The sequence below is a fragment of the Streptomyces sp. NPDC003327 genome (assembly GCF_053589515.1).
In genome coordinates, this window is the sequence record NZ_JBSFSA010000035.1 from 49,657 (window position 1) to 70,699 (window position 21,043).

General features: G+C 69.9%; 11 protein-coding genes and 1 pseudogene. 7 read left to right on the plus strand and 5 right to left on the minus strand.

The genetic code is table 11. The features are described 5' to 3' along the window. Together ACWDVG_RS23635 and ACWDVG_RS23640 are read right to left on the minus strand one after the other, a co-directional pair. The gene (locus ACWDVG_RS23635; protein ID WP_451701541.1) at positions 1 to 8,625 is read right to left on the minus strand and encodes a golvesin C-terminal-like domain-containing protein; all 8,625 of its coding nucleotides are present in this window, start codon (positions 8,623 to 8,625) and stop codon (positions 1 to 3) included. A gap of 357 nt (positions 8,626 to 8,982) precedes the next feature. Continuing rightward, on the minus strand, positions 8,983 to 10,101 hold the full coding sequence (locus ACWDVG_RS23640) for a serine hydrolase domain-containing protein (RefSeq protein ID WP_451701522.1): 1,119 nt from the start codon (positions 10,099 to 10,101) through the stop codon (positions 8,983 to 8,985). A gap of 171 nt (positions 10,102 to 10,272) precedes the next feature. Between ACWDVG_RS23640 and ACWDVG_RS23645 the strand changes: the two genes are divergently transcribed. The 3 genes from ACWDVG_RS23645 to ACWDVG_RS23655 all read left to right on the plus strand — a co-directional run bounded on the left by ACWDVG_RS23645 (position 10,273) and on the right by ACWDVG_RS23655 (position 13,087). Beyond that, positions 10,273 to 10,983 carry a TetR/AcrR family transcriptional regulator gene (locus ACWDVG_RS23645; RefSeq protein ID WP_451701524.1) on the plus strand — a complete coding sequence of 237 codons (711 nt, stop codon included), beginning with the start codon at positions 10,273 to 10,275 and terminating at the stop codon, positions 10,981 to 10,983. A 10-nt stretch (positions 10,984 to 10,993) separates the two neighbouring features. Then, positions 10,994 to 11,761, plus strand: coding sequence for an alpha/beta fold hydrolase (locus tag ACWDVG_RS23650; RefSeq protein WP_451701526.1), 768 nt, complete (start codon positions 10,994 to 10,996; stop codon positions 11,759 to 11,761). A 132-nt stretch (positions 11,762 to 11,893) separates the two neighbouring features. Beyond that, entirely contained in the window at positions 11,894 to 13,087 is a 1,194-nt protein-coding gene (locus ACWDVG_RS23655; RefSeq protein WP_451701528.1) for an SLC13 family permease, read from the plus strand. Positions 13,088 to 13,194: 107 nt separating this feature from the next. Here ACWDVG_RS23655 and ACWDVG_RS23660 read toward each other — a convergent pair whose 3' ends face one another. From ACWDVG_RS23660 to ACWDVG_RS23670, 3 genes are all read right to left on the minus strand, one after another. After that, positions 13,195 to 14,160: a glycoside hydrolase family 6 protein gene (locus tag ACWDVG_RS23660; RefSeq protein WP_451701530.1), complete on the minus strand. Its 966-nt coding sequence runs from the start codon at positions 14,158 to 14,160 to the stop codon at positions 13,195 to 13,197. Positions 14,161 to 14,318: 158 nt separating this feature from the next. Then, positions 14,319 to 15,785 (minus strand): endo-1,4-beta-xylanase, encoded by a 1,467-nt coding sequence (locus ACWDVG_RS23665; RefSeq protein WP_451701532.1) that lies wholly within the window; start codon positions 15,783 to 15,785, stop codon positions 14,319 to 14,321. A 263-nt stretch (positions 15,786 to 16,048) separates the two neighbouring features. After that, positions 16,049 to 17,071, minus strand: a complete 1,023-nt coding sequence (locus ACWDVG_RS23670) for a LacI family DNA-binding transcriptional regulator (RefSeq protein ID WP_451701534.1) — start codon at positions 17,069 to 17,071, stop codon at positions 16,049 to 16,051. Positions 17,072 to 17,307: 236 nt separating this feature from the next. Between ACWDVG_RS23670 and ACWDVG_RS23675 the strand changes: the two genes are divergently transcribed. The 4 genes and pseudogenes from ACWDVG_RS23675 to ACWDVG_RS23690 all read left to right on the plus strand — a co-directional run. Continuing rightward, the gene (locus tag ACWDVG_RS23675; RefSeq protein ID WP_451701543.1) at positions 17,308 to 18,777 is read left to right on the plus strand and encodes a non-reducing end alpha-L-arabinofuranosidase family hydrolase; all 1,470 of its coding nucleotides are present in this window, start codon (positions 17,308 to 17,310) and stop codon (positions 18,775 to 18,777) included. 163 nt (positions 18,778 to 18,940) lie between these two features. Beyond that, positions 18,941 to 20,107 (plus strand): aldose epimerase family protein, encoded by a 1,167-nt coding sequence (locus ACWDVG_RS23680; RefSeq protein WP_451701545.1) that lies wholly within the window; start codon positions 18,941 to 18,943, stop codon positions 20,105 to 20,107. Positions 20,108 to 20,234: 127 nt separating this feature from the next. After that, positions 20,235 to 20,507, plus strand: a complete 273-nt coding sequence (locus ACWDVG_RS23685) for a GlsB/YeaQ/YmgE family stress response membrane protein (protein ID WP_451701537.1) — start codon at positions 20,235 to 20,237, stop codon at positions 20,505 to 20,507. Positions 20,508 to 20,657: 150 nt separating this feature from the next. Further along, positions 20,658 to 21,043 (plus strand): annotated as a pseudogene (locus ACWDVG_RS23690) (glyoxalase); the annotation flags it as partial.

Below are 21,043 nucleotides of genomic sequence, written 5' to 3' on the forward strand. Positions count from 1 at the left end.
CTAGCACCCGGTGTTGCTGCTGCGCGGGGTGTTCTCCGCCGTGCACGAGTAGCTGTTGACGATGTTGCCACCGGGGCCGTACGTGGTCATCCCCAGCTGAATGGTCGTGGGGATGGGCGAGTGCGGATCCCCGTAGATGGGAACGACCGAGATGGCCAGCCGGTTGTTGCCGGTGAGGTGGGTCCAGCCGTACCGCTCCATCTTGGAGGCCATGCGCCGATTGGCCCTACCGTACATGGCCACCAGGTTCTTGACGTCCTTGCCGGTGCCCTTGCCCCAGTAGCCGATCAGGTGGCCCGCCTCCGCCTCGCCACCCGAGTTCCTGATCTGGTCCATGCCCTCCGGGTCGACGGACGGATCGCATTCGGGGCACTTGGGCAGACCGCCCGCCCCGGTGCGCGACCTGCGGTCGGCCTTGCTGAGGAGCGCGATGGCGCCGGTGGCCCGGCAGCCCTTCTTGCCCGAGCGGTCCGTGTACTCCTCGAGGCCGAAGTACATCCGGCCTCCGTCCCACGCGGGCGTCGAGTCACAGGTGGGGCTGTTGGTGTCCGTCGTCCGCGGCGCGGGCCTGGGCGCGGGGCCCGGCGACGGCTGCGGAGTCGGCCCCGGGCGGGGCTGGCTGCTGGACGAGCTGCCCGAATCGGTGTCGTCCGCCGACGGCCGCAGCATCGTGCCCACGGCGGCTCCCGCGTCGGCCAGGTTCTGCTGCCCCTCCGGAGTCGCCGCGTACAGCGCCGTGCCGAGTGCCGCCGCGGCCCAGTAGATGGCCGGGATCGCGAAGACGAAGTGGCCGTCGAGCTCGACGAGACTGGTGGGGTTGCCGCCGGTGAAGGCGTAGCGGTTGCTGGTGTACGGGTCCGCGCCCAGGCTCATGTCGGCGAGGGCGCCGTTGTACATGTCCCGGGTGGTGAAGCGGTTCAGGCCCGGGCTGTAGTCGCGGAAGCCCATGTCGTACGTGCCCGACTGGGCGTCCCAGCGCTTCGCGTTGAACCGGTACGGGTTGTACTCCTCCTTGTCCGGCTGGCCCGCCTCCGGCTTGTCGATGCCGGTGAACTCCGCGGTGTCGTTGGTGCCGTAGGCGGTGTAGCCGTAGGTGGCCTTGGTGTCGCCGTTCTTGTCGGTCAGGGTCTCGACGTCGGTGTGGCTGTTGTAGCCGTAGTAGCCGTCCTCCGTCGTGCCGTCGGTGTTGTGCTTCCGCTGCGACAGGCGCTCGCCCCAGGGGCTGTACTGGAACGACTTGGTGAGCGCGCCGGCCACCTTCTCGTCGAGGACCTCACCGGACAGGCCGAGGTACTCGAACTCGGTGGTCTTGCCGCCCGCCGTCTTCGTCGCCGTGCGGTCCAGCGGGTCGAAGGTGTACGTCGTCGACTTCATCGCGCCGCCGGCGTCCAGCTTCTGGGACTCCACGACGTGGTCGAAGCCGTCGTACACGCTCCGCTCGATCACCTTGTTGCCGGAGACCACCGACTGCTGGCGGCCGAAGGGGTCGTAGACGTAGGTGGCGGGCAGGGCGCCCGCCGACGTGGCGCTCATCAGCCGGTTGCGGTCGTAGCGGAACGTGGTGCTGGTCCCCTTGACGCTCTGGCTGATGACGTTGGCGTTGTCGTCGTGGACGTACGTCTCCGTGCCGGCCCCGTTGCCCGTCTTGACCGAGCGGGTGAGCCGGTCGGCCGGGTCGTAGGTGAAGTCGGTCGTGGAGTCGAGGTACGCCGCGTGGTTGTCGGCGTTCATCTTCTTCGCCACGTCCTGCGCCTTGTTGCCGTTGGCGTCGTAGGCGTAGGTGTGGGAGGCGATCAGCGTGGTGCCGTCCGCCTTCTTCTCCGTCGTCGACTTCAGCGCACCGTCGAGGAAGTAGGTGTAGTCGACGGTGTTGCCGTTGGCCTTCGTCTCCCTCAGCTTCTGGGCGCGGCCCGTGTACGTGTACGACGTGACCTTGGGGCTGCCGTCCGTCGCGGACTTCCCGACGGACACGGACGTGACCTTGTCCCGCTGGTCGTAGGCGTACCTGGAGAACTGGCTCGGGTGGCTGACCGTGAGCAGCTGCCCGTTGGCGTCGTAGGTGTACGACGTCGCCTTCTTCTCCGCGCCCGCGAGCGACTCCGTCACCTTCTGGACCTGGTTGAGGCCGGTGTAGGTGATGGCGTAGGCATCGATCCGGGCCCCGGACGACGTGTCCGCGATCGAGGTCAGGTTGCCGTTGACGTCGTAGGCGTAGGTGGAGGTCCGCTTCTCGTTGTCGGTCTCGGCGGAGTTGTCACGGACCAGCTTGACGCCGTCCGCGACGACCACGCCGGTGGCGCTCTGCTCCAGCTTCAGCTTCGTGTCCTCGCCCTGCTTGAGGGCGTAGTTCCCGAGGCCGACCCAGGTGCCGGCAGCGGCGTTCTGGTCCCGGGTGACCGCCGGTTCGGTGGTCGTGCCGTGGGAGAGCGTGTACTTCGCGGACGTGGCGGCCCCGGTCACCTTCGGGAACTTCACGTACGCCGTGTACGTGCCGTCCTTGGGGACGTCCAGCGTCCACGTGAAGGCGTCGGTGCCGGTGCCGGCCGCGTGCGTGCGGTGGTCGTAGCCCTGCTGTCCGGTGGTGTTCCCGGTGGCCCAGGTGCCGGTGGTGGCGATGTGCTGGGTGTCGGAGTTGTCCACCAGGGCCACCGACCTGCCCACCGGCACGCCGTCGTCCGAACGGGACTTCATCTTCCCGTCGGGGTGGAACGACCACGTCATGGTGCGGTTGGACGAGCCGCCCGCGGACGTCAGGGTCCTCGCCGTCTGCTGACCCACGTCGTTGTAGTCGTACGTGGTGGCGATGGACCACGGGTCCGTGGAGCTCTTCGTCCAGCCGTTGTCGAAGTAGGTGAACGTGGAGTCGTTGCGGACCGTCTGCCCCTCGGACGGCGGCTGCGAGGTCTTCGCGACGCGGCCCACGGCGTCGTACACCGTCTCGGTGTAGACGTGGGGGTTGTTGTGACGTCCGTCCGCCGGGTCGTACGGCTGGTACTGCCTGACCGGACGGTTCAGCTTGTCGTACTCGGTGCGCGCGGTGAAGGCCGTGGTCGTTCCCGCCTCGACCGCGCGCGGGGTGATCACCTTGGTGGTGTTGCCGACCTGGTCGTACTCGTACCGGGTCGTGCGGTAGGTGATCGGCGAGGTGCCGCTGCGCGGGATCCTGACCTCGGTCTGCTTGCCGCGCTCGTCGTAGCCGATGAGCGTGGTGTTGTTCTCGGCGTCCGTGGTGGAGACGACCAGGGAGTCCTTGTCGTACGCCGTCCGGGTCGTCCTGCCGGCGGCGTCCGTGACCGCGGTGACCCGGTGGTTCAGGTCGTAGGCGGTCAGGGTCCTGTAGTCGGCCGGGTCGGCGGTGGCGTTCTTCTTCGGGTCGACGACCTTGGTGGCGTTGCCCGCGTCGTCGTACTCGTAGCTGATCGTGTCGCCGGTGGAGGTGGTGACGGCGGTCAGCTGGTAGATCTCGTTGTAGGAGTTGGTCGTGACGAAGTCCGTCGCGTCCGCGGTCGTCAGCGTGCCCTTGGGCTCGGTCGTCGTCCTGAGGTTGCCGACCCGGTCGTAGGTGTACGTCGTCCGGCGCTCGTCGGAGGTCGCCGTGTACTTCGGCGCCGTCGTCGACGTCACCTGGTCGGCCGCGTCGTACACCGCGGTGGACACCGCGCCGTTGGGCGCCGTCGACGTCGTGATGTTGTCGTTGGCGTCGTACACGGGCGCCGGGGCGGAGATCAGGTCGCCGGTGGCCTGGTCCTTGGGCTCGGTCTTGACCAGCGGGCGCTTGAAGACGTCGTACGTCTGCGTGATCTTCTTGCCCAGGGCGTCGGTGATCTCGGTGACCTGCCCGCGCTCGTCGTAGACGAACGTCGAGGAGTTGTTCAGCGCGTCCGTCATCGTCCTCGGGAAGCCCGTGGGCCCGAAGCCGCTGTTCGTGTCCGCGTTGCCGTTGGCGTCGGTCGCCTTCGTCAGGTTGCCGTACGCGTCGTACTCGTACGTCGTGGTGTAGTCACCGGCCGTCGTGGTGGCGACGCCCTTGGGGTCGGTGACCGTCTTCAGGTTGCCGAACGCGTCGTAGCCGAACTGCCACGTCCGGCCCTCCGGAGAGGTCTTGGTGAACAGGTCGGCCGCGTAGCCGTCGGCGCGCGTCTGGTACGCGTACCGCGAGGAGTTCGCCGGATAGGTGCCCGGCGCGCAGTCCGAAGGGGGCGGCACACCCGCCTTGTTGTTCTCCGCGTCGCGCTTCCAGAGGGGGTAGCCCGTCTTCTGGTCGTAGCAGTACGCGGTCTTGGCGCCGTTGTTCTCCTCCATGTACGTGACGTTGTTGTCCGCGTCCCACGACAGCTTCATCGCCTGGGACTTGGCGTTCTTCGACAGGACGGGACGACCGAAGTCGTCGGTCACGTAGTCGGAGACGCGGGACTGCGCGTCGGTGATCTTCGCGGCGACGAACGCGGGGTTGGCCGCGTCGGCCGCGTAAGTGAAGCCCGTGGCGCCCTGGAGACGGTCGGTGATCGTCTTGGTCCACCAGTGGTACTTCGGGTCGTCGCCGGCCTGCGGCGCGTGGTACGCCAGCTGCGTGGCGTTGCCGCGGGGGTCGGTGACCGCGACCAGCTTGACGTTCTTGTTGCCCTGGGTGGCGTCGTACGTGAAACCGAAGACCTTCGGCTGGCTGGATCCGGCGCCGTCGGTGAGCCTGGTGAGCAGGCCCTTGTCGGAGTACTCGAAGGTGATCCTGCGGCCCGAGATGTCGGTCATCGACTTGATGTGGTCGATGATCTTCGGGTTGGAGGTGTCGGCCTTGGAGTAGTACGCGACCGTGAGCGCCTGCCGTCCGGCCGGGTCGGTGAGGTACGTGAGGAACTTGGTCGGCTTGTTGTTGGACTTGCGTTCCTCGTACGTGTACGTCTGCTGGTTGCCGTTCTTGTCGACCAGCGACGTCATGTAGCCGTCGCAGCCGAACAGGAAGCGGGTGCCGTCGGGCCGGGTCAGGGTCCAGGCGTCGGGGACCGGGTCCTTCAGCGGGGTGCAGTCCAGGCCGGGCTTGGCCGTCAGCCGGTAGTGGACGCCCGCGGGGGCCTTCCAGGAGCCGTCCGCCTGCTTGCGGAACACGTGGGTCGTGCCGTCGCCGTCCGGGAGACGGATCTCGGTCGGGTTCGGTTTCGGGTGGAACTCCAGCGGCGCACCGAGCCGGATCGGGCCGGCGGCCTGGAAGGACCAGCCGTGGCCGGAGACGGTGTCGGAGGTGTCGAGGCTGTTGTACGCGAACCGGGCGAAGGTGGTGACGCCGCGGCCCGGGTTGGTGAACGCGTTGTACTGCCAGACGCTGTTGCCGGACGCCAGGTTGTTCATGACGGTCGAGCCGGCACCGGTGTTCTTGCCCGTGTAGACGTAGAACTTCTCCATGCCGAGCTGGTTGGAGGTCGGGTCCTCCACCGCCACGGTCTGCCGCAGTCCGGGGATGCCCGAGGTGCCCGACATCCAGGTGCCCGCGGTCTTGTCGAGGACGTCCCAGGTCAGGACGTAGTCGGTGCGCTTGTTGCCGTTGTCCGAGTTGATCGGGGTCTTCACCACGGCCCGGAGGTCGACGCTGTCACCGGGGGCGACGTTCGCCGGCAGGGCCGTCCGGACCTGGTTGCCGCCGTTCGTCACGTCGGTGCCGTCGGGCAGGGTCCACCTGTAGGTGAGGACGTGGTCGGCCGCGTTCCAGGCGGAGGCGGTCGTGTTGGTGAGGGTGAGGTCCACCGTGTGGTCGGTGTTCGGCGTCATGCGGGCCGGGGTCTGCGGCGCGTAGTACGTCGACTCGGTCGTGGAGTCGATGTAGGTGACCACCAGCCTCGGGTGCAGGCGCGGCTCGGCGCCCTCGGAGGAGAGGAACAGGGTCCGCTCCTGCCGGGCGGCCTCGTCGGCCGTCTTGATGACCACGCCCCTCTGGGAGGACGGGGTGGTCACCCAGGACTGTGCGAGCGAGGTGATGTTCCAGTCCTGACGGGCCGGGTCGTTCGTCATCGCCCCGACGTCGCCGACGGAGGCGCCGACGTCACCGCCCGGCGTGGACCAGGTGGTGGTGCCGTCCGCCTTCAGCCACGTCGCCGTCTCGTCGAAGTCGCGCGTCAGCGGCCGCACTTCGTAGACGGCGCCGGGCGCGTCCTGGGCGGTCTGGGTGGACCAGAGCCGGACCTTGGCGTCCAGGACCCGGGCCGAGGCGGGGATGCCCAGGGCGGGGAACTTCAGCAGTGCCCGGGTGTCCTCGTAGGTGGCGGAGTTGTTGCCGACGCTCAGCCAGTTCTTCGGGCCGCCGTCGTCGATCGTGTCGTGCGTGGACGTGGGCCGCGCCGAGGACAGGGTGGTGTCGTGCGTCGCCGTCAGCGCCTTCGTCGTGCGGCCGGCCTTCGGCAGCCGGACGAGCTGGGTGGGCGCGCCGACGATCTGCCCGTCCTTCGTCTTGACCGCGACCATGTAGTAGTACGCGCGGCCGAACGGGTCCGGGTCGTCGCCCTTCGTCGGCACGGCGGTGGTGTCCGTGAAGGACGTCGTGCCGGGTGCGAGGGGTGCCACGAGGGTGGCGGCGGACGGCGTGAAGGCCTGGCTGATCGAGCGGTGGACCTGGTACTCGACCAGGTCGTCACCGGTCGCGACCGGATCCTTGTCCTGGTAGGCGGACCAGTCCAGCTCCGCACCGGTGGCGTGGATCGTCGTCGGGTTGGCCAGCTCGACGCCCTGCCGGCCGAAGGTCAGGACGAGACGCGGGTAGTTGGCGGCCTCACCGCCGTACCCGAACTCGCTGCCCTCGTACCGCGGACCGCCCTTGGGGCCGTTCGCGGACTCGTCGCCGGCCTTGATCACGAAACCGTTGTTGGCGTACGTGCCGTCGATCCACTGCTGGACCGTCCTGGTCACGGGGAACGAGTGCCAGGCGTTCAGTTCACCGGGCTGCTTGGTGACCACGCCGCCCTTGGTGAACCGCACCGCGTCCGCGAGCACGGTCGTGCTCGTCGAGGCCGGTCCGTCGCCGAGGACGACCTTGCCGAGGGTGCCCGCCTTGAACGGATGTGAGCCGAGGGTCTTCCACACCCCGCCCGTACCGGCCTGCTGGTCGACCGTGTACGTCTTCGAGCCGCCGTCGTACGTGACGGTGTACGGGGCGTTCGTCGCCCGGTCCGCGGCCGGCACGTGATGCGCCTCGACCTGGTAGGTGCCGTCCTCGGGGAGAGTCGGCTGCCAGGTGTAGGTGTCACCCGCGACCGAGTCCTTGTTGTACATGTACGTCTGGTTCACGGCGTACTGCGTGTACGCGGTGTTCCCCGACGCCGGCCAGGCACCCACCGCCGCGGTACGCCCGGCCTCGCCGTTGTCCACGACGACCGAGGTGCCCGACAGCTCACCCGTGAACGACTGCGCGCTGTTCCAGGTGGCCGTCTCCTCCGACCACGCCTGCGTCGCGCGGTGCGCCTCCAGCTGAACCTCGGTGTCCCCGGTGGTGTGGTACTGGTCGAACCACAGCTTCAGATCGGCCGAATCCAGCTTCGTCCCGGCCGGAATGCTGCTCACCGGGAAGCGGATCAGCGCACGCGACGTGCCCGTCGACGTGTTGCCGACCGAGAGGCGCCAGTTGTCCTTGTAGTTCGTCGCCGGACCGTCCGAGGAGATCATCACGTCCTGCGCCGTGGTCGGCGTCGGAGCGATGGAGATCGTCGGGTCGATGGTGACCGGGTACTGCCGCTCGGGGGCGGCGAGCCACTTCGCGTCCGGCGTGACGGTCAGCTTCCAGCCCTGGCCCTCCCGGGTGAGCCTCTGCTGCACGGCCGCGCTGTAGCCCGTGCCGTACGGCGCCTTCGCGTCCTTCCGCGCGTCCGTCATGAACGCCGCCGGAATGACCAGGACCGGGTCCGCGCCTTCGTCGTGGAACGAGACCGAGCCGTCCTCGTTCTGCTTCGGCGTGAGGCCGCCCGCCTCCAGCGTGAAGGTGAAGGTCACCGGACCGGACGGCTTGGCGTCCAGGACGATGTTCTCCTTCACGCGACCGGGACCGACCTCGTACGACAGGTCCGCCCCGGCCACCGCGTCCTTGTACGTGACGGAGTTCCCCGCCGCCACGGGTGCGAGCCCGGCCGCACCGTCGAGCCCCAGCGTCACCGCGTGCCCGGCACCCGCCTCGAACCGCAGCAGCCGGCCGGGGTCCGAGCCGAACCAACTGCGGGTCGCGTTCGTGGTGTTGGAGAAGACGAAGCCCTTGGTGCCGGACGGGACGACCGTGGGGTCGATGTCCTTCCACGAGGTCCCCGCCCGGTAGGCGGTGGGAACGGCAGACACCTCGGCCTGCACCCGCCCGTCGGACAGCTGCCAGTACCGGGCGTGCGCCGTCCGCTTCCCGGTCAGCTCGGCCACGCGCTTCGCCTTCGGCGTCGCCCGCCCCTTCGGCAGCTTCTCCCGGTCGGCTATCCCCGCCCGGTCGTCCGTCGGCGGCTGAGCCGTCCGCCGCTGTTCGTCGCCGTCCGAGAACCAGCCCGCGACGGCGTCGAAGACGCCTTCGCCGCTTTCATTCGAAACGGGCGCCGCATAAGCGGCTTGTGGCAGCGTGGTGCCGGCTATTGCCGTCACCACGAGGCAGGCTGTCGCCCGCCCGTATCGCATTCTCACGCAAAATCCCCTCCTCGTGCATGACACGTCCGGCCTGGCCGAGGGGGCGAAGTGCCGGATTCCTCAAGGCATGCCGAACGGGCCGACTCCCTGGGGGAGTGGGCGGAGGGATTCTTCATCACGGAGTCGACGGTCCGTCAAGCGTGCGCTCAAAGCGCCCATTTCGCGAGTGTGCGGATTTGTCTGCTGCCTGGCGTTCGCCGAATACGGTGGTGTATAGCGGATGCCGAATTCGCCGTCAACGAAATGCGCGTACGGCTTCCGCCCTCCCTGCCGAGAGGGGTGCCGGGCCGATGCCGGGCACCCCTCGGAGCGGCGGAGCCGTGCTCCGGGACGGGGCCGGGTCTCCGCTCAGTCGTACATCGCCACGCGGTGGAACGTCGCCAGTGCGGTGTCGACGGGGTGGGGCTGAGGGCGGCCCGTGGAGTCGAGGGCGTTCCACCTCTGCAGGTTCACCGCGACGGCGAGCTGCCGCTTGCCGTCGGCGCGGATCACGGCCAGCGTGCCTCCGCCCCAGACGGTGCCTCCGTGCCCACAGAAGGTGGGCCGGTCGGGGCTCTCCGTCGGATGGAGGCCGAGTCCGTAGGGGATCAACGACCCTTCCTGGGAGATGATCGGGACGGTGCGCTGCATCTCGGCCAGCGACGACCGGCTGACGACCTCCCCTTCCAGCAGCAGCCGGTAGAAGCGGTTGAGGTCCGCGACGGTCGATATCAGGGAGGCCGACGGGCCGACCCACGACATGTCGTAGACGCTGAAGTCGCGCGGCGGTTCGATCATGCCGAACCACGACTCGTAGAGCCGGGAGTGGTCCCCCTCGACCCGTGTCCCCGTGGGGAACCCGGTCTCCCGGAGCCGGGCGCGCTCGATGACGTCGCGGGTGATGCACTCCTCGGCCGTCGTGCCCGACACCCGCTCCAGGAGGGCGCTCAGGAGGAGGTAGTTGGTGTTGGAGTACACCCCCGGAGCACCCCCCGGCGTGCCGACGGCAGGTGCGGAGACCCCCATCCCGATCAGGTCGACGGGGTCGAACTCCGTGAACCGGTGGTCCTCCAGACTCTCCGGCCCGGTGTCCGCGAGACGGGGCAGCGCCTTGAGGGAGGGGTAGGCGTACGGGAGGTACTCGGCCAGGCCACTGGTGTGGTCGAGCAGCATCCGCACCGTGATCGCCTCGCCGCGCTCCCCGGGGACGAGCTCCGGAAGGTACCGGGCGACCGGAGCGTCGAGACCGACCCGGCCCCTCTCCGCCTGCCGCAGCACCGCGGCGGCGGTGAAGGTCTTGGTGACGCTGCCGACCCGGTGCCGCATGTCGGCGGTGACGGGACGGCCGGTCGCGACATCGGCGACGCCGGCGGCGCCGCGCCACACGTCGTCACCGTCGCGCACCTCGGCGAACAGGCCCGGCACTCCGGCGTGGTGGACGTTCTCGAGGGCGGCGTCCAGCGCCGCGCGGTCCAGGGGGTTCTTCACGTCATGCGTCCTTTCGCGTCTCCGGGGCGCGCCGCGCACGGGGGCGCCGCTCCGGCCAGCAGGGCACGAGTGGTGCGCCGGCCCGCCCGGCGCACTCATGTCCTCATTATGCACGCGGTGCGTGCAACACCAAGTGCACGGCTAGGCTGAGTGCGTCGAGAGGAGCAGGACATGGCAGGCCGAAGGCGTTGGACCACCGACGAGATCCTGGACGCGGCGGCGGAACTGCTGCGCACGGGCGACGCCGACTCGTTCAGCGTGCGCAAGCTCGCCGCGACGCTCGGAACGGACTCCTCCAGCCTCTACCGGCACTTCCGCAGCAAGACGGAGCTGCTGCGCGCGGTCGCCGACCGGATCCTCCTGGCCGCGATGGACGGGTACGAGCCCGAGGGCGACTGGAAGCAGCGCCTCACCGCCCTTGCCCTGCGCGTACGGGAGGCCTTCGGCCAACAGCCCCAACTCGCCTCGGTCTGGGGGCGCTACGCCTCCTCCGGCACCGGATCACGGCTGATCATGGAGGAGGTGCTCCAGGCCCTGCGGGCAGCGGGCCTGCCCGACGAGGAGATCCCCGTGCGCTACCACCGGCTCGTGGTCCTCATCGCGGCGTTGATCGCCTCCGAGGCCGGCGTCAGCACGGTCACCCCCGCGGAGTACGAGCAGGCCATGGAGCTGTTCCGCGTGGCCGTCCTGGGCGCCGACCCCGCACACTTCCCGGCCCTGTCCCACTTCGCCCGCGACGTCCGCCCCCTCGGCGCGGACCGCCGTGCCGCGTTCGAGGAGATCCTCGCCGCCCACCTCACGCACATCGAGGCCACGCTGCCCGGCAGCCCCCGCGACGCGATCCGCGGCCCGATCGCGACCCCGCCCCCCTCGCCCTCGTAGCATCCCGATCATGCGTGCGTTCTTCTCCGTCGCCGGACGGACCCTGTCGTACCTGGACTTCGGCGGTCCTGGCGCCCCGCTCCTGGCCCTGCACGGGCACTACAACGAGGCGTCGGCGTTCGCGCCCCTCGCCGAGGCGCTTGCGCCGCGGTGGCGGGTGCTGGCCCTCGACCAGCGCGGGCACGGCGCGTCGGACCGCGCCGAACGCTACGGACGTGACGACTACGTCGCGGACGTCGCCGCCTTCCACCGGCATCTGGACATCGGTCCCGTGGCGGTGCTGGGGCACTCACTGGGCGGAGTGAACGCCTACCAGTACGCCGCCCGGCAGCCGGACCGGGTCAGCACGCTGATCGTCGAGGACATCGGCGCCGTGGTGGACAGCGACTGGTCGTTCACCCTGCGCCTGCCCCGCCACGCGCCGTCGCGGCACCACCTGGCGGCGGCGCTGGGCCCGACGGCGCCCTACCTGGAGTGCGCCTTCCGCCCGACGGACGACGGCGGATGGGCATTCTCCTTCGACATCGAGCACACGGTGGCGTCCCAGAAGGCCCTGAACGGAGACCACTGGCGGGACTGGACGGCGGTCGCCTGCCCCACGCTGCTGATCCGCGGCACGCGAAGCGACGAACTGTCGGCCGCCCACGCGGACGACATGATCACCCGCCGCGCCGGCGGCGCCCGTCTCGTCGAGCTTCCCGCCGGCCATGTCGTGCACCACGACGCCCCGGACCTGTTCGCCGCCGCCGTCGCGGACTTCCTCTCCGCCCGGCCGTGACCCGCGGACGTCCCCGACCCACCACACGGGCGGGCGGTTCGCCCGCCGCTACGAAAGGACCAGTCCCTGAACCCCCAGCTCGCGGAAGCGCTGTCCGCGGCCCTGCTCGTCCTCGTGCTGGCCTGCGCGGTCATGCGGCCCTTCGGATGGCCGGAGGCGGTCGTGGCCGTCCCGGCCGCCGTCCTCGTCGTGGCCACCGGAGCCCTCTCCCTCGACGACGCCCTCGCCGAGGCGGAGCGGCTCGGCCCGGTCATCGGCTTCCTCGCCGCCGTCCTGGTGCTGGCCCAGCTCTGCGACGACGAGGGACTGTTCCAGGCCTGCGGGGCGTGGATGGCGCGCACGGCGGCGGGCCGACCGCGTCGGCTGCTCGCCCAGGTGTTCCTGGCCGCGTCGGCGATCACCGCCGTGCTCAGTCTGGACGCCACGGTGGTGCTGCTGACCCCGGTGGTCTTCGCCACCGCGGCCCGGATCGGCGCCCGTCCGAAACCCCACGTGTACGCCTGCACGCACCTGTCGAACACGGCCTCCCTGCTGCTGCCGGTCTCCAACCTCACCAATCTTCTGGCCTTCGCGGCCAGCGGGCTCAGCTTCACCCGGTTCGCCGCGCTGATGGCCCTGCCGTGGGCGGCGGCCATCGCCGTCGAGTACCTGGTCTTCCGCCGTTTCTTCGCCGCGGACCTGGACGCCGGGGCGCAGGCGCCCGCACCGACCGAGCCCCCGGAGCCGCCGCTGTTCGCCCTCGTGACCGTGGCGTGCACCCTGGCCGGATTCGTGGCGACCTCGGCGGTCGGCGTCGACCCCGCGTGGGCCGCCCTGGCCGGCGCACTGACCCTCGCCGTACGGGCCCTGATCCGGCGCCGCACCACTCCCCGGGCGCTGGTGCGCGCGGCTTCCGTACCCTTCCTCGCCTTCGTCCTGGCCCTCGGGATCGTGGTCCTCGCCGTGGTGGAGAACGGACTCGACGACGCCTTGGGGCGGGTGATCCCCGAGGGCACCGGCCTGCCGGAGCTGCTCGCCCTCGCCGGGATCGCCGCCCTGCTCGCCAACGTCATCAACAACCTGCCCGCGGTGCTGGTCCTGCTGCCGCTGACCGCTCCCTCCGGTGCCGGCGCCGTCCTCGCCGTGCTGATCGGAGTCAACATCGGCCCGAACCTCACCTACGCCGGCTCGCTGGCCACCCTGCTGTGGCGGCGCATCGTGCACGCCCACGACGGCGAGGTGGAGCTGAAGGAATTCACCCGGCTCGGCGTGTACGCCGTACCCGCCGGCCTGGTCGCCGCCGTCCTGGCGCTGTGGCTCTCGCTGACCGTCGTCGGAGCGGGCTGACCACCGCACGCTCCGACGACGACCACCCCGCTGCCCCTGCGGCCCGGCCGCGGACGGGACGGCACCGGGCCCAGGAGCACGGCCTCGTCGGCGGGCCGCTTCCGGCGTCAGTAGCCGTAGATCATCTTGTACGCGACCTCGGGGAGGAACTGCCCGGCCGTGGAGCCGGTGCCCACGCCGCAGTTGCCGTCGGACTCGCCCGGGCCCTTGATCCACAGCAGCATCTCGGCGCCGCCTCCCAGCCGGGTGGGCGTGCCGATGCGCCGGCCGGCCGGGTTGCACCACTCGCCGTTCGAGCCGTTGCCGTTGCGGCTGGTGTCGACGACGAACGGCTTGGTGTAGCCGTAGCGGGCGGACAGTTCGCCGTTCACGGCGTTGCCGTAGGCGGTGTTCTGGGCGGTGGTGTAGAAGTTCGAGACGTTGAGCGAGAAGCCGTGGGCCTGGCGCAGTCCGGCCTCGTGGAGGCGCTGGGCCATCGTCGCCGCGCTCACCCAGCCCGGGTTGCCCGCGTCGAGGTAGACCCAGGTGTTGGGTGCCTGACGGCCGAACTCGGCGAGGGCGCCGCTGATCATGCCCTGGCGTTCGCGGATCTGGGTCTGGTTCAGGCAGCCGTAGTCCGCGAGGGAGTCGGGTTCGAGGACGACGACGGCCGGGCGGTTGGCTATCCCGCCCGCGAACTGCGCGATCCAGGTCGCGTAGGCGGTGGGCGAGGAGGCTCCGCCTCCGGAGTGGCCGCCGCACGAGTCGCGCAGGTAGATGTTGTACGCGACCAGCACGGGCAGCTTGTCGGCGTGGTCCGCCGCCCCGACGTACGCGCCCGTGGCGGTGCCGATCGTGCCGCTCCAGGCGCCGAACCAGCGGGCCATGGGCGTGCCGGCCAGGGACGTGTTGATGGCGGGCGCCCGCCCGTCGTTGGGGTTGGCGGCGGCCCACTGCTTCGCGGCGGAGTTCGGGTCCACGTAGAAGCCGCTGGTCATGGTGGTCGGGTCGGCCGCGTGGGCGGGCGGCGCTAAGGAGAGCGCCAGCGGCAGCGCGGCAAGGGCGGTGACGAGGGCGCGGAGGGTGTGGCGCATGACGGTACCTCGGTTTCCTGACGACGGTCGCGCCGTTCGTCCCGTACGGAACGAACGGCGCACGGAGGACGTGCGGTGGTACGGATCCTCGGGCGTCCGAGGACCGTTGGAAGCGCTCCCAGGGGAAGCGGTCGACCACCTTACCTTCTGACAGGACGTCAGGCGCGGGTCCAGCGCTGGTTGCCGCCGTTCCAGCAGGAGTAGAGCTGGATCAGGGTGCCGTTGGCGGTGCCGTTGGCCGCGGCGTCGAGGCAGAGACCCGACTGGACGCCGACGATCGTCCCGTCGGAGTTGAGGCGCCACTTCTGGTTGTCGCCGCCCCAGCAGCTGTAGATCTGGACCTTGGCGCCGTTGCCGGTGCCGGCGGCGTCCAGGCACTTGTCGCCGTAGACCCGGAGTTCACCCGCGGCGGTGTGGGTCCACTGCTGGTTGGTGCGGCTGTTGCAGTCCCACAGCTGGAGCTGGGTCCCGTCGCTCGTGCTGGAGCCGGGCACGTCGAGGCAGCGGCCCGAGGCGACGCCCTTGATCGGTCCCGAACCGGCCGGGGGAGTCGGCGTCGGGGTCGGCGTGGGAGTGGTGGGGGAGCCGGCGTTGAGCGCGTCGAGCACGGAGGTGTACGCGGGCTTCTTGCTGCCGTCGCCGTTGAACAGCAGCGGCGTCTGCTCGGCTCGCCACGAGTCGGTGTCCCGCACGCCCCAGACGGTGATGCCGAGGCACCGGGGAACGGCCAGGCAGTCGTTCGTCACGTTGGCGTACGTCGTGCCCGAGGCGCCCTGGATGTCGAGCTCCGTGATGGCCACGTCGACCCCGAGGGCGGCGAAGTTCTGCAGCGTGGTGCGGAAGTTGCTGTGGTACGGGCTGTCGCTGTTGAAGTGCGACTGGAAACCGACGCAGTCGATGGGCACCCCGCGCTGCTTGAAGTCCCGCACCATGGCGTACATGGCCTGCGTCTTGGCCCAGGTCCAGTTCTCCACGTTGTAGTCGTTGTAGCAGAGCTTGGCGGCCGGGTCGGCGGCGCGGGCGGTGAGGAAGGCGACCTCGATCCAGTCGTTGCCGGTGCGCTGGAGGTTGGAGTCGCGCCGGGCTCCCGAAGTGCCGTCGACGAACGCCTCGTTCACGACGTCCCACTGGGCGATCTTGCCCTTGTAGTGGGCCATCACGCCGCTGATGTGGCTGATCATCGCCTGGCGCAGCGCGCTGCCGCCGAGGCTCTGCATCCAGCCCGGCTGCTGGGAGTGCCAGGCCAGGGTGTGGCCGCGCACCTGCTTGCCGTTCTGCACCGCCCAGTTGTACACGCGGTCGGCGGCGGTGAAGTCGAACCGGCCCTGCTGGGGTTCGGTGGCGTCGATCTTCATCTCGTTCTCGGCCGTCACCGAGGTGAACTCACGGGCCGCGATCGTCGTGTACGTCGCGTCGCCGAGCCTCCCCGAGGCGATGGCGGTGCCGAAGTAGCGGCCGTGCTGCGCCGCCGCGCGGCCGAGCGTGCTCTCGGCGGCGTGCGAGGCGGGCGGCGCCACCAGGACGGTGGCCGCACCGACTAAGCCGACGACCAGCGCCGCGCACAGACCGCCGATTTTTCTGCGGACGCCGCGGACGGTGGACGGCGGAAGGACGTGTGAGCGCATGACTGTGCCTCCAGGACGTGCATCACGGAAGGGGGGAGCGCGGAGGAATGCATTCGCCTCGGAACTCGGACGAAGGGACCGCGCCGACTCGGGACTCAGTGGAAACACCGTAGAAACAAGTCAACAGTTTCGAAATCTTTCGGAATTTCCTCTCGTCGCGCCACCGTGAATCGTCATGCATACAGGCGCGGCCGTCACGAAATCTTTTCGGTGAAAGGGCGCCCGATCTCGCATCCTCGTGCGGAGAAACACCGGGATCGCCTTCACGGCGCCGTGCGCCGTGGCGGGGCGGTGGAGAGCCGGATCCTGAGTTCGGTCGACAGTTCCATGCGGGGTGTGACCAGGCGCCGGTCCTCCATGCTCCGGAAGAGGGTGCGGGCGGCGACCCGGCCCATCTCCTCCAGCGGCTGGCGCACCGTCGTCAGGGGTGGTGACAGCCAGTCGCACATCGGCAGGTCGTCGAAGCCGACCACGCTGAGGTCCTGCGGGATCCGCAGCCCTTCCTGCCGCGCGGCCTCGTAGACGCCCATCGCCTGCTGGTCGCTGCCCGCGAAGACGGCGGTCGGCGGCTCGGAGAGCGCGAGCAGGTCCCGGGCGCACCGGAATCCTCCCTCGTGCCGGAAGTCGCCGAACCGGATCAGTTCGCGGTCCACCTCGATCCCGGCCCGTTCCAGCGCGGTGCGGTAGCCGTCGAGCCGGGCCTGGCTGCAGAGCATCTCCTTGCGTCCGCCGATCGTGGCGATGCGGCGGTGGCCCAGCGCCAGCAGGTGCTCGGTGGCGGCGAGGCCCCCCGCCCAGTTGGTCGCTCCGACGCTGGGCACGCCGTTGCCGGGCAGGTCCACGGGGTCGATGACGACGAGCGCGACCCCGGCCCGTTCGACCTGGGCGCGCTGGGCCCTGGTGACGGCGGCGGTGACGAGGATGACGCCGTCGCTGTGGTGGAGGGCCGGCAGGGTGGCCCAACTCGACGGTGTGGCCTCGCCCGGCGGTACGAGGGACACGACGGTGCCGACGCTCCGCCGGGCGCATTCGGCCTCGACGCCGCGGAGTATCTCCACCGCCCACTCGCTGTCCAGGCCGCCGATGATCAGGTCGACGAGACCCGACCGGCGGGCCCTGCCCTGCCGGCCGGGCGGAAGGTAGTTGCGGGACCGCAGCAGGCCCTCGATCCGTTTGCGGGTCGAGGGAGCGACATCGGAGCGGCCGTTGATCACCTTCGACACGGTGGCCTGGGAAACCCCGGCCTCCGCGGCGATGACGGCCAGGGTCGGACGCCTCTCGCTCACTGTGTCTCCTCTGCGAACGGGTCGGAGCTGCGACGGGTTTCGCAAACTTTCGAGGAGTTTCCGGGCACCCTTCGTGCTTGTCAAGACCGTCAACCTGGGCTTCTACAAGGTGAATCGGTGAAAGTACTTGACCGAGAAGCTCTGCGTTCCTAGCTTGTGGCAGCACGGAATTCGAGAGTATTTCGAAAGTTTTTCGGTCCCTCGTGACCGTCCACGAAGGAGCACTCCTGATGCCGATGCACCATCGGTCGACCCGTCCGCTGAAACGGCTGCTCGCCGTCCTGTCGCCCCTGCTGCTCCTGGCCACCTTCTTCGGTGCCCAGCCCGCCGGCGCGGCGACCGTCGACACCGGCGCGTGGTACGTGCTGGTCAACCGCAACAGCGGCAAGGCCCTCGACGTCCACAACCTCGCGACACACGACGGAGCCCGCATCACCCAGTGGGCCCGGAACGACCAGAACCAGCAGCAATGGCAGTTCGTCGACTCCGGCGGCGGCTACTACCGGCTCAAGTCCCGCCACTCCGGCAAGGTGCTGGACGTCCACAACGGCTCCACCGCCAACGGCGGGGCCGTCGTCCAGTGGGCCGACCTGAACGGAACCAACCAGCAGTGGCGCCTCGCCGACAGCGCGGACGGCCACGTCCGGCTCGTCGCACGCCACAGCGGCAAGGCCCTCGAAGTGCAGGGCGGCTCGACCGCCGACGGCGCGAACATCGTGCAGTACGACGACTGGGGCGGCGCCAACCAGCAGTGGCGGCTCGTCAAGGTCGGCGGCGGCACCCCCGGCACGTGCGCGCTGCCCTCGACGTACCGCTGGACCTCCACGGGCGCTCTGGCGCAGCCCAAGCCGGGATGGGCCTCGCTCAAGGACTTCACCGTCGCCCCCCACAACGGCAAGCAGCTCGTCTACGCGACGACGCACGGCGCCGCGGGAACGGGGGCGGGCTGGGGCTCGATGAACTTCACGCCCTTCACCACCTGGTCGGAGATGGCCTCGGCGAGCCAGAACACGATGTCGAGTTCCGTCGTCGCGCCCACGCTCTTCTACTTAGCGCCGAAGAACATCTGGGTGCTCGCCTACCAGTGGGGCAGGACCGCGTTCTCCTACCGGACGTCGACCGACCCCACGAACCCGAACGGCTGGTCGGCGGAGCACGAACTCTTCTCCGGCAGCATCGCCGACTCCGGAACGGGCCCCATCGACCAGACCCTCATCGCCGACGGTACGCACATGTACCTGTTCTTCGCCGGCGACAACGGCAAGATCTACCGGGCCTCGATGCCGATCGGGAACTTCCCGGGCAGTTTCGGCGCCACCTCGACCGTGGTCATGAGCGACACGACCAACAACCTCTTCGAGGCACCCCAGGTCTACAAGCTCCAGGGCCAGGACCGCTACCTCATGATCGTCGAGGCGATCGGCTCCCAGGGCCGGTACTTCCGCTCGTTCACGGCCACCAGTCTGAGCGGATCGTGGACGCCCCAGGCCGCGACCGAGGGCAACCCCTTCGCCGGCAAGGCCAACAGCGGCGCCACCTGGACCAACGACATCAGCCACGGCGAACTGATCCGCACCGGCGCCGACCAGACCTTCACGGTCGACCCCTGCAACCTGCAGTTCCTGTACCAGGGACGCGACCCGCGGTCGGGCGGCGACTACGGCCTCTGGCCCTACCGGCCGGGCCTGCTGACGCTGCAGCGCTGACGGCCGGACCTGACCGGCCCCCACCCAACCTGACCCGAACCGACCGGACCGGCTCCGGCAGGAGCCGACGTGGCGGGCCCGTCGCACGACAGGGCCCGCCACGACCACCATTCCGAACATGCGACGAAATCTCGAACAAGCCCCGGCGAGGAGCCACGACGACATGATGATCAACAGGCGTACGGTGATGGCGGCGGGCGCCGCCGGAGTGGCCGCCGCGGCCGTGGGGACGGCGCCCTCCTTCGCCGCGGGAGGCACGGGCCGACCGGGCGGCAAGCCGGTGAAGGAGCTGTTCGGAACCCTGCCGGACGGCACGCGCGTCCACCGCTGGACGGTGGCCGCGGGAGGTACGCGGCTGCGCGTCCTGTCGTACGGCGGCATCGTCCAGGCCCTCGACGTCCCCGACCGGCACGGACGGTACGCCAACGTGTCGCTGGGCTTCGACAACCTCGACGACTACGTGGCGGACAGCCCGTACTTCGGCGCCCTCATCGGCCGCTACGGCAACCGCATAGCGGGCGGCGCCTTCACGCTCGACGGCCGGACGTACCGGCTCCCCGTCAACGACGGCCCGAACAGCCTGCACGGCGGGGACCAGGGGTTCGACAAGCGGGTGTGGGACGTCGAGCCCTACGCGCGGGGGACGGACACCGGCCTCACCCTGCGTCGCGTCAGCGCGGACGGCGAGATGGGATACCCGGGGACCCTGCGGGTCCGGGTCGACTACGTCCTCACGCCCCGCGGCGACTTCCGCATCGACTACGAGGCCACCACGGACGGCCCCACCGTCGTGAACCTCACCAACCACACGTACTTCAACCTCGCGGGCGAAGGCAGCGGCAGCGTCCTCGACCACACCCTCAGGATCGCCGCCTCCCGCTACACGCCCGTCGACCCGACCCTCATCCCGACCGGGGAACTCGCCGCCGTCGCCCGCACCCCCTTCGACTTCCGCCACGGCAAACCCCTCGGCCGGGACATCCGCGACGCGCACCCGCAGATCGTCCTCGGCCGCGGCTACGACCACAACTTCGTGCTCGACAAGGGGCTCACCCCGGACCCGCGGCACGTCGTGACCGTCACGGAACCCGTCCACGGCCGGGTGATGCGGATCGCGACGACCGAGCCGGGCGTGCAGCTGTACAGCGGCAACTTCCTGGACGCCGCCCTGGCGGGCACCTCCGGCAGGACCTACCGCCAGGGGGACGGCTTCTGCCTGGAGACCCAGCACTTCCCCGACTCGCCCAACCAGCCGTCCTTCCCGTCGACGGTGCTCCGCCCGGGAGGGACCTACCGCTCGACGACGGTCCACTCCTTCTCCACCTGCTGACCGGAGGCGGCTCCGTCGCGGCCTCCGCCCTCCCCGGATTTCCTCGGGGCTCCGGACGTTTCGAATGGCCGGATCCGTAAACAAGCGGTACTGACACCGTCTTTATCCGAGGAGGTAGGAAGGCATTATGGGCATCATTGCTTGGATCCTCATCGGGCTGCTCGCGGGCCTCATCGCCAAGGCAATCATGCCGGGCAAGGACCCCGGTGGCCTGATCATCACGATGCTGATCGGCATAGCGGGCGGACTGCTCGGCGGATGGCTGGGCAAGGTCATATTCGGTGTTGACTCCATCGACGGCTTCTTCGAGCTGTCGACCTGGATCGCCGCCATCGTCGGCTCCCTCATCCTGCTTGCCGTCTACCGCCTCGTCACGGGCGACGGTCGCCGCCGCGGCTGATCCGCGCGGCACGCAGGTCCCTCACGGAGCGGCTTCGTCACCATGGGTGACGAAGCCGCTCCGTGTGTTGTGCGCGGGACCGGGCGGCGTGTCGAGGATGAGCAGGATTCGAGAAGCGCGTGCTCCGCTTGCGGATCTAGCGTGAGTGTCATGACCTCCATCGCATCTGTCACTCTCGAAGTCGCCGACACCGCCGCGGCCGCCGCTTTCTACGACGCCTTCGGTGTCGGGGACCGGATCAAGGTCCGTGCCTCCGATGCGGAGACGAGCGGTTTCCGCGGGTTCGCGCTGTCGGTCACCGTGGCCCAGCCGTCCGTCGTCAACGGGTTCTTCGACGCGGCCGTCGGGGCCGGCGCGACGGTCCTGAAGCCCGCGGCGAAGTCGTTCTGGGGCTACGGCGGCATCCTGCAGGCCCCCGACGGCACCGTCTGGAAGATCGCTACCTCGAACAAGAAGGACACCGGCCCCGACACCCGGGTCATCGACGACCTCGTCCTGCTGATCGGCGCCACCGACGTCGCCGAGAGCAAGAAGTT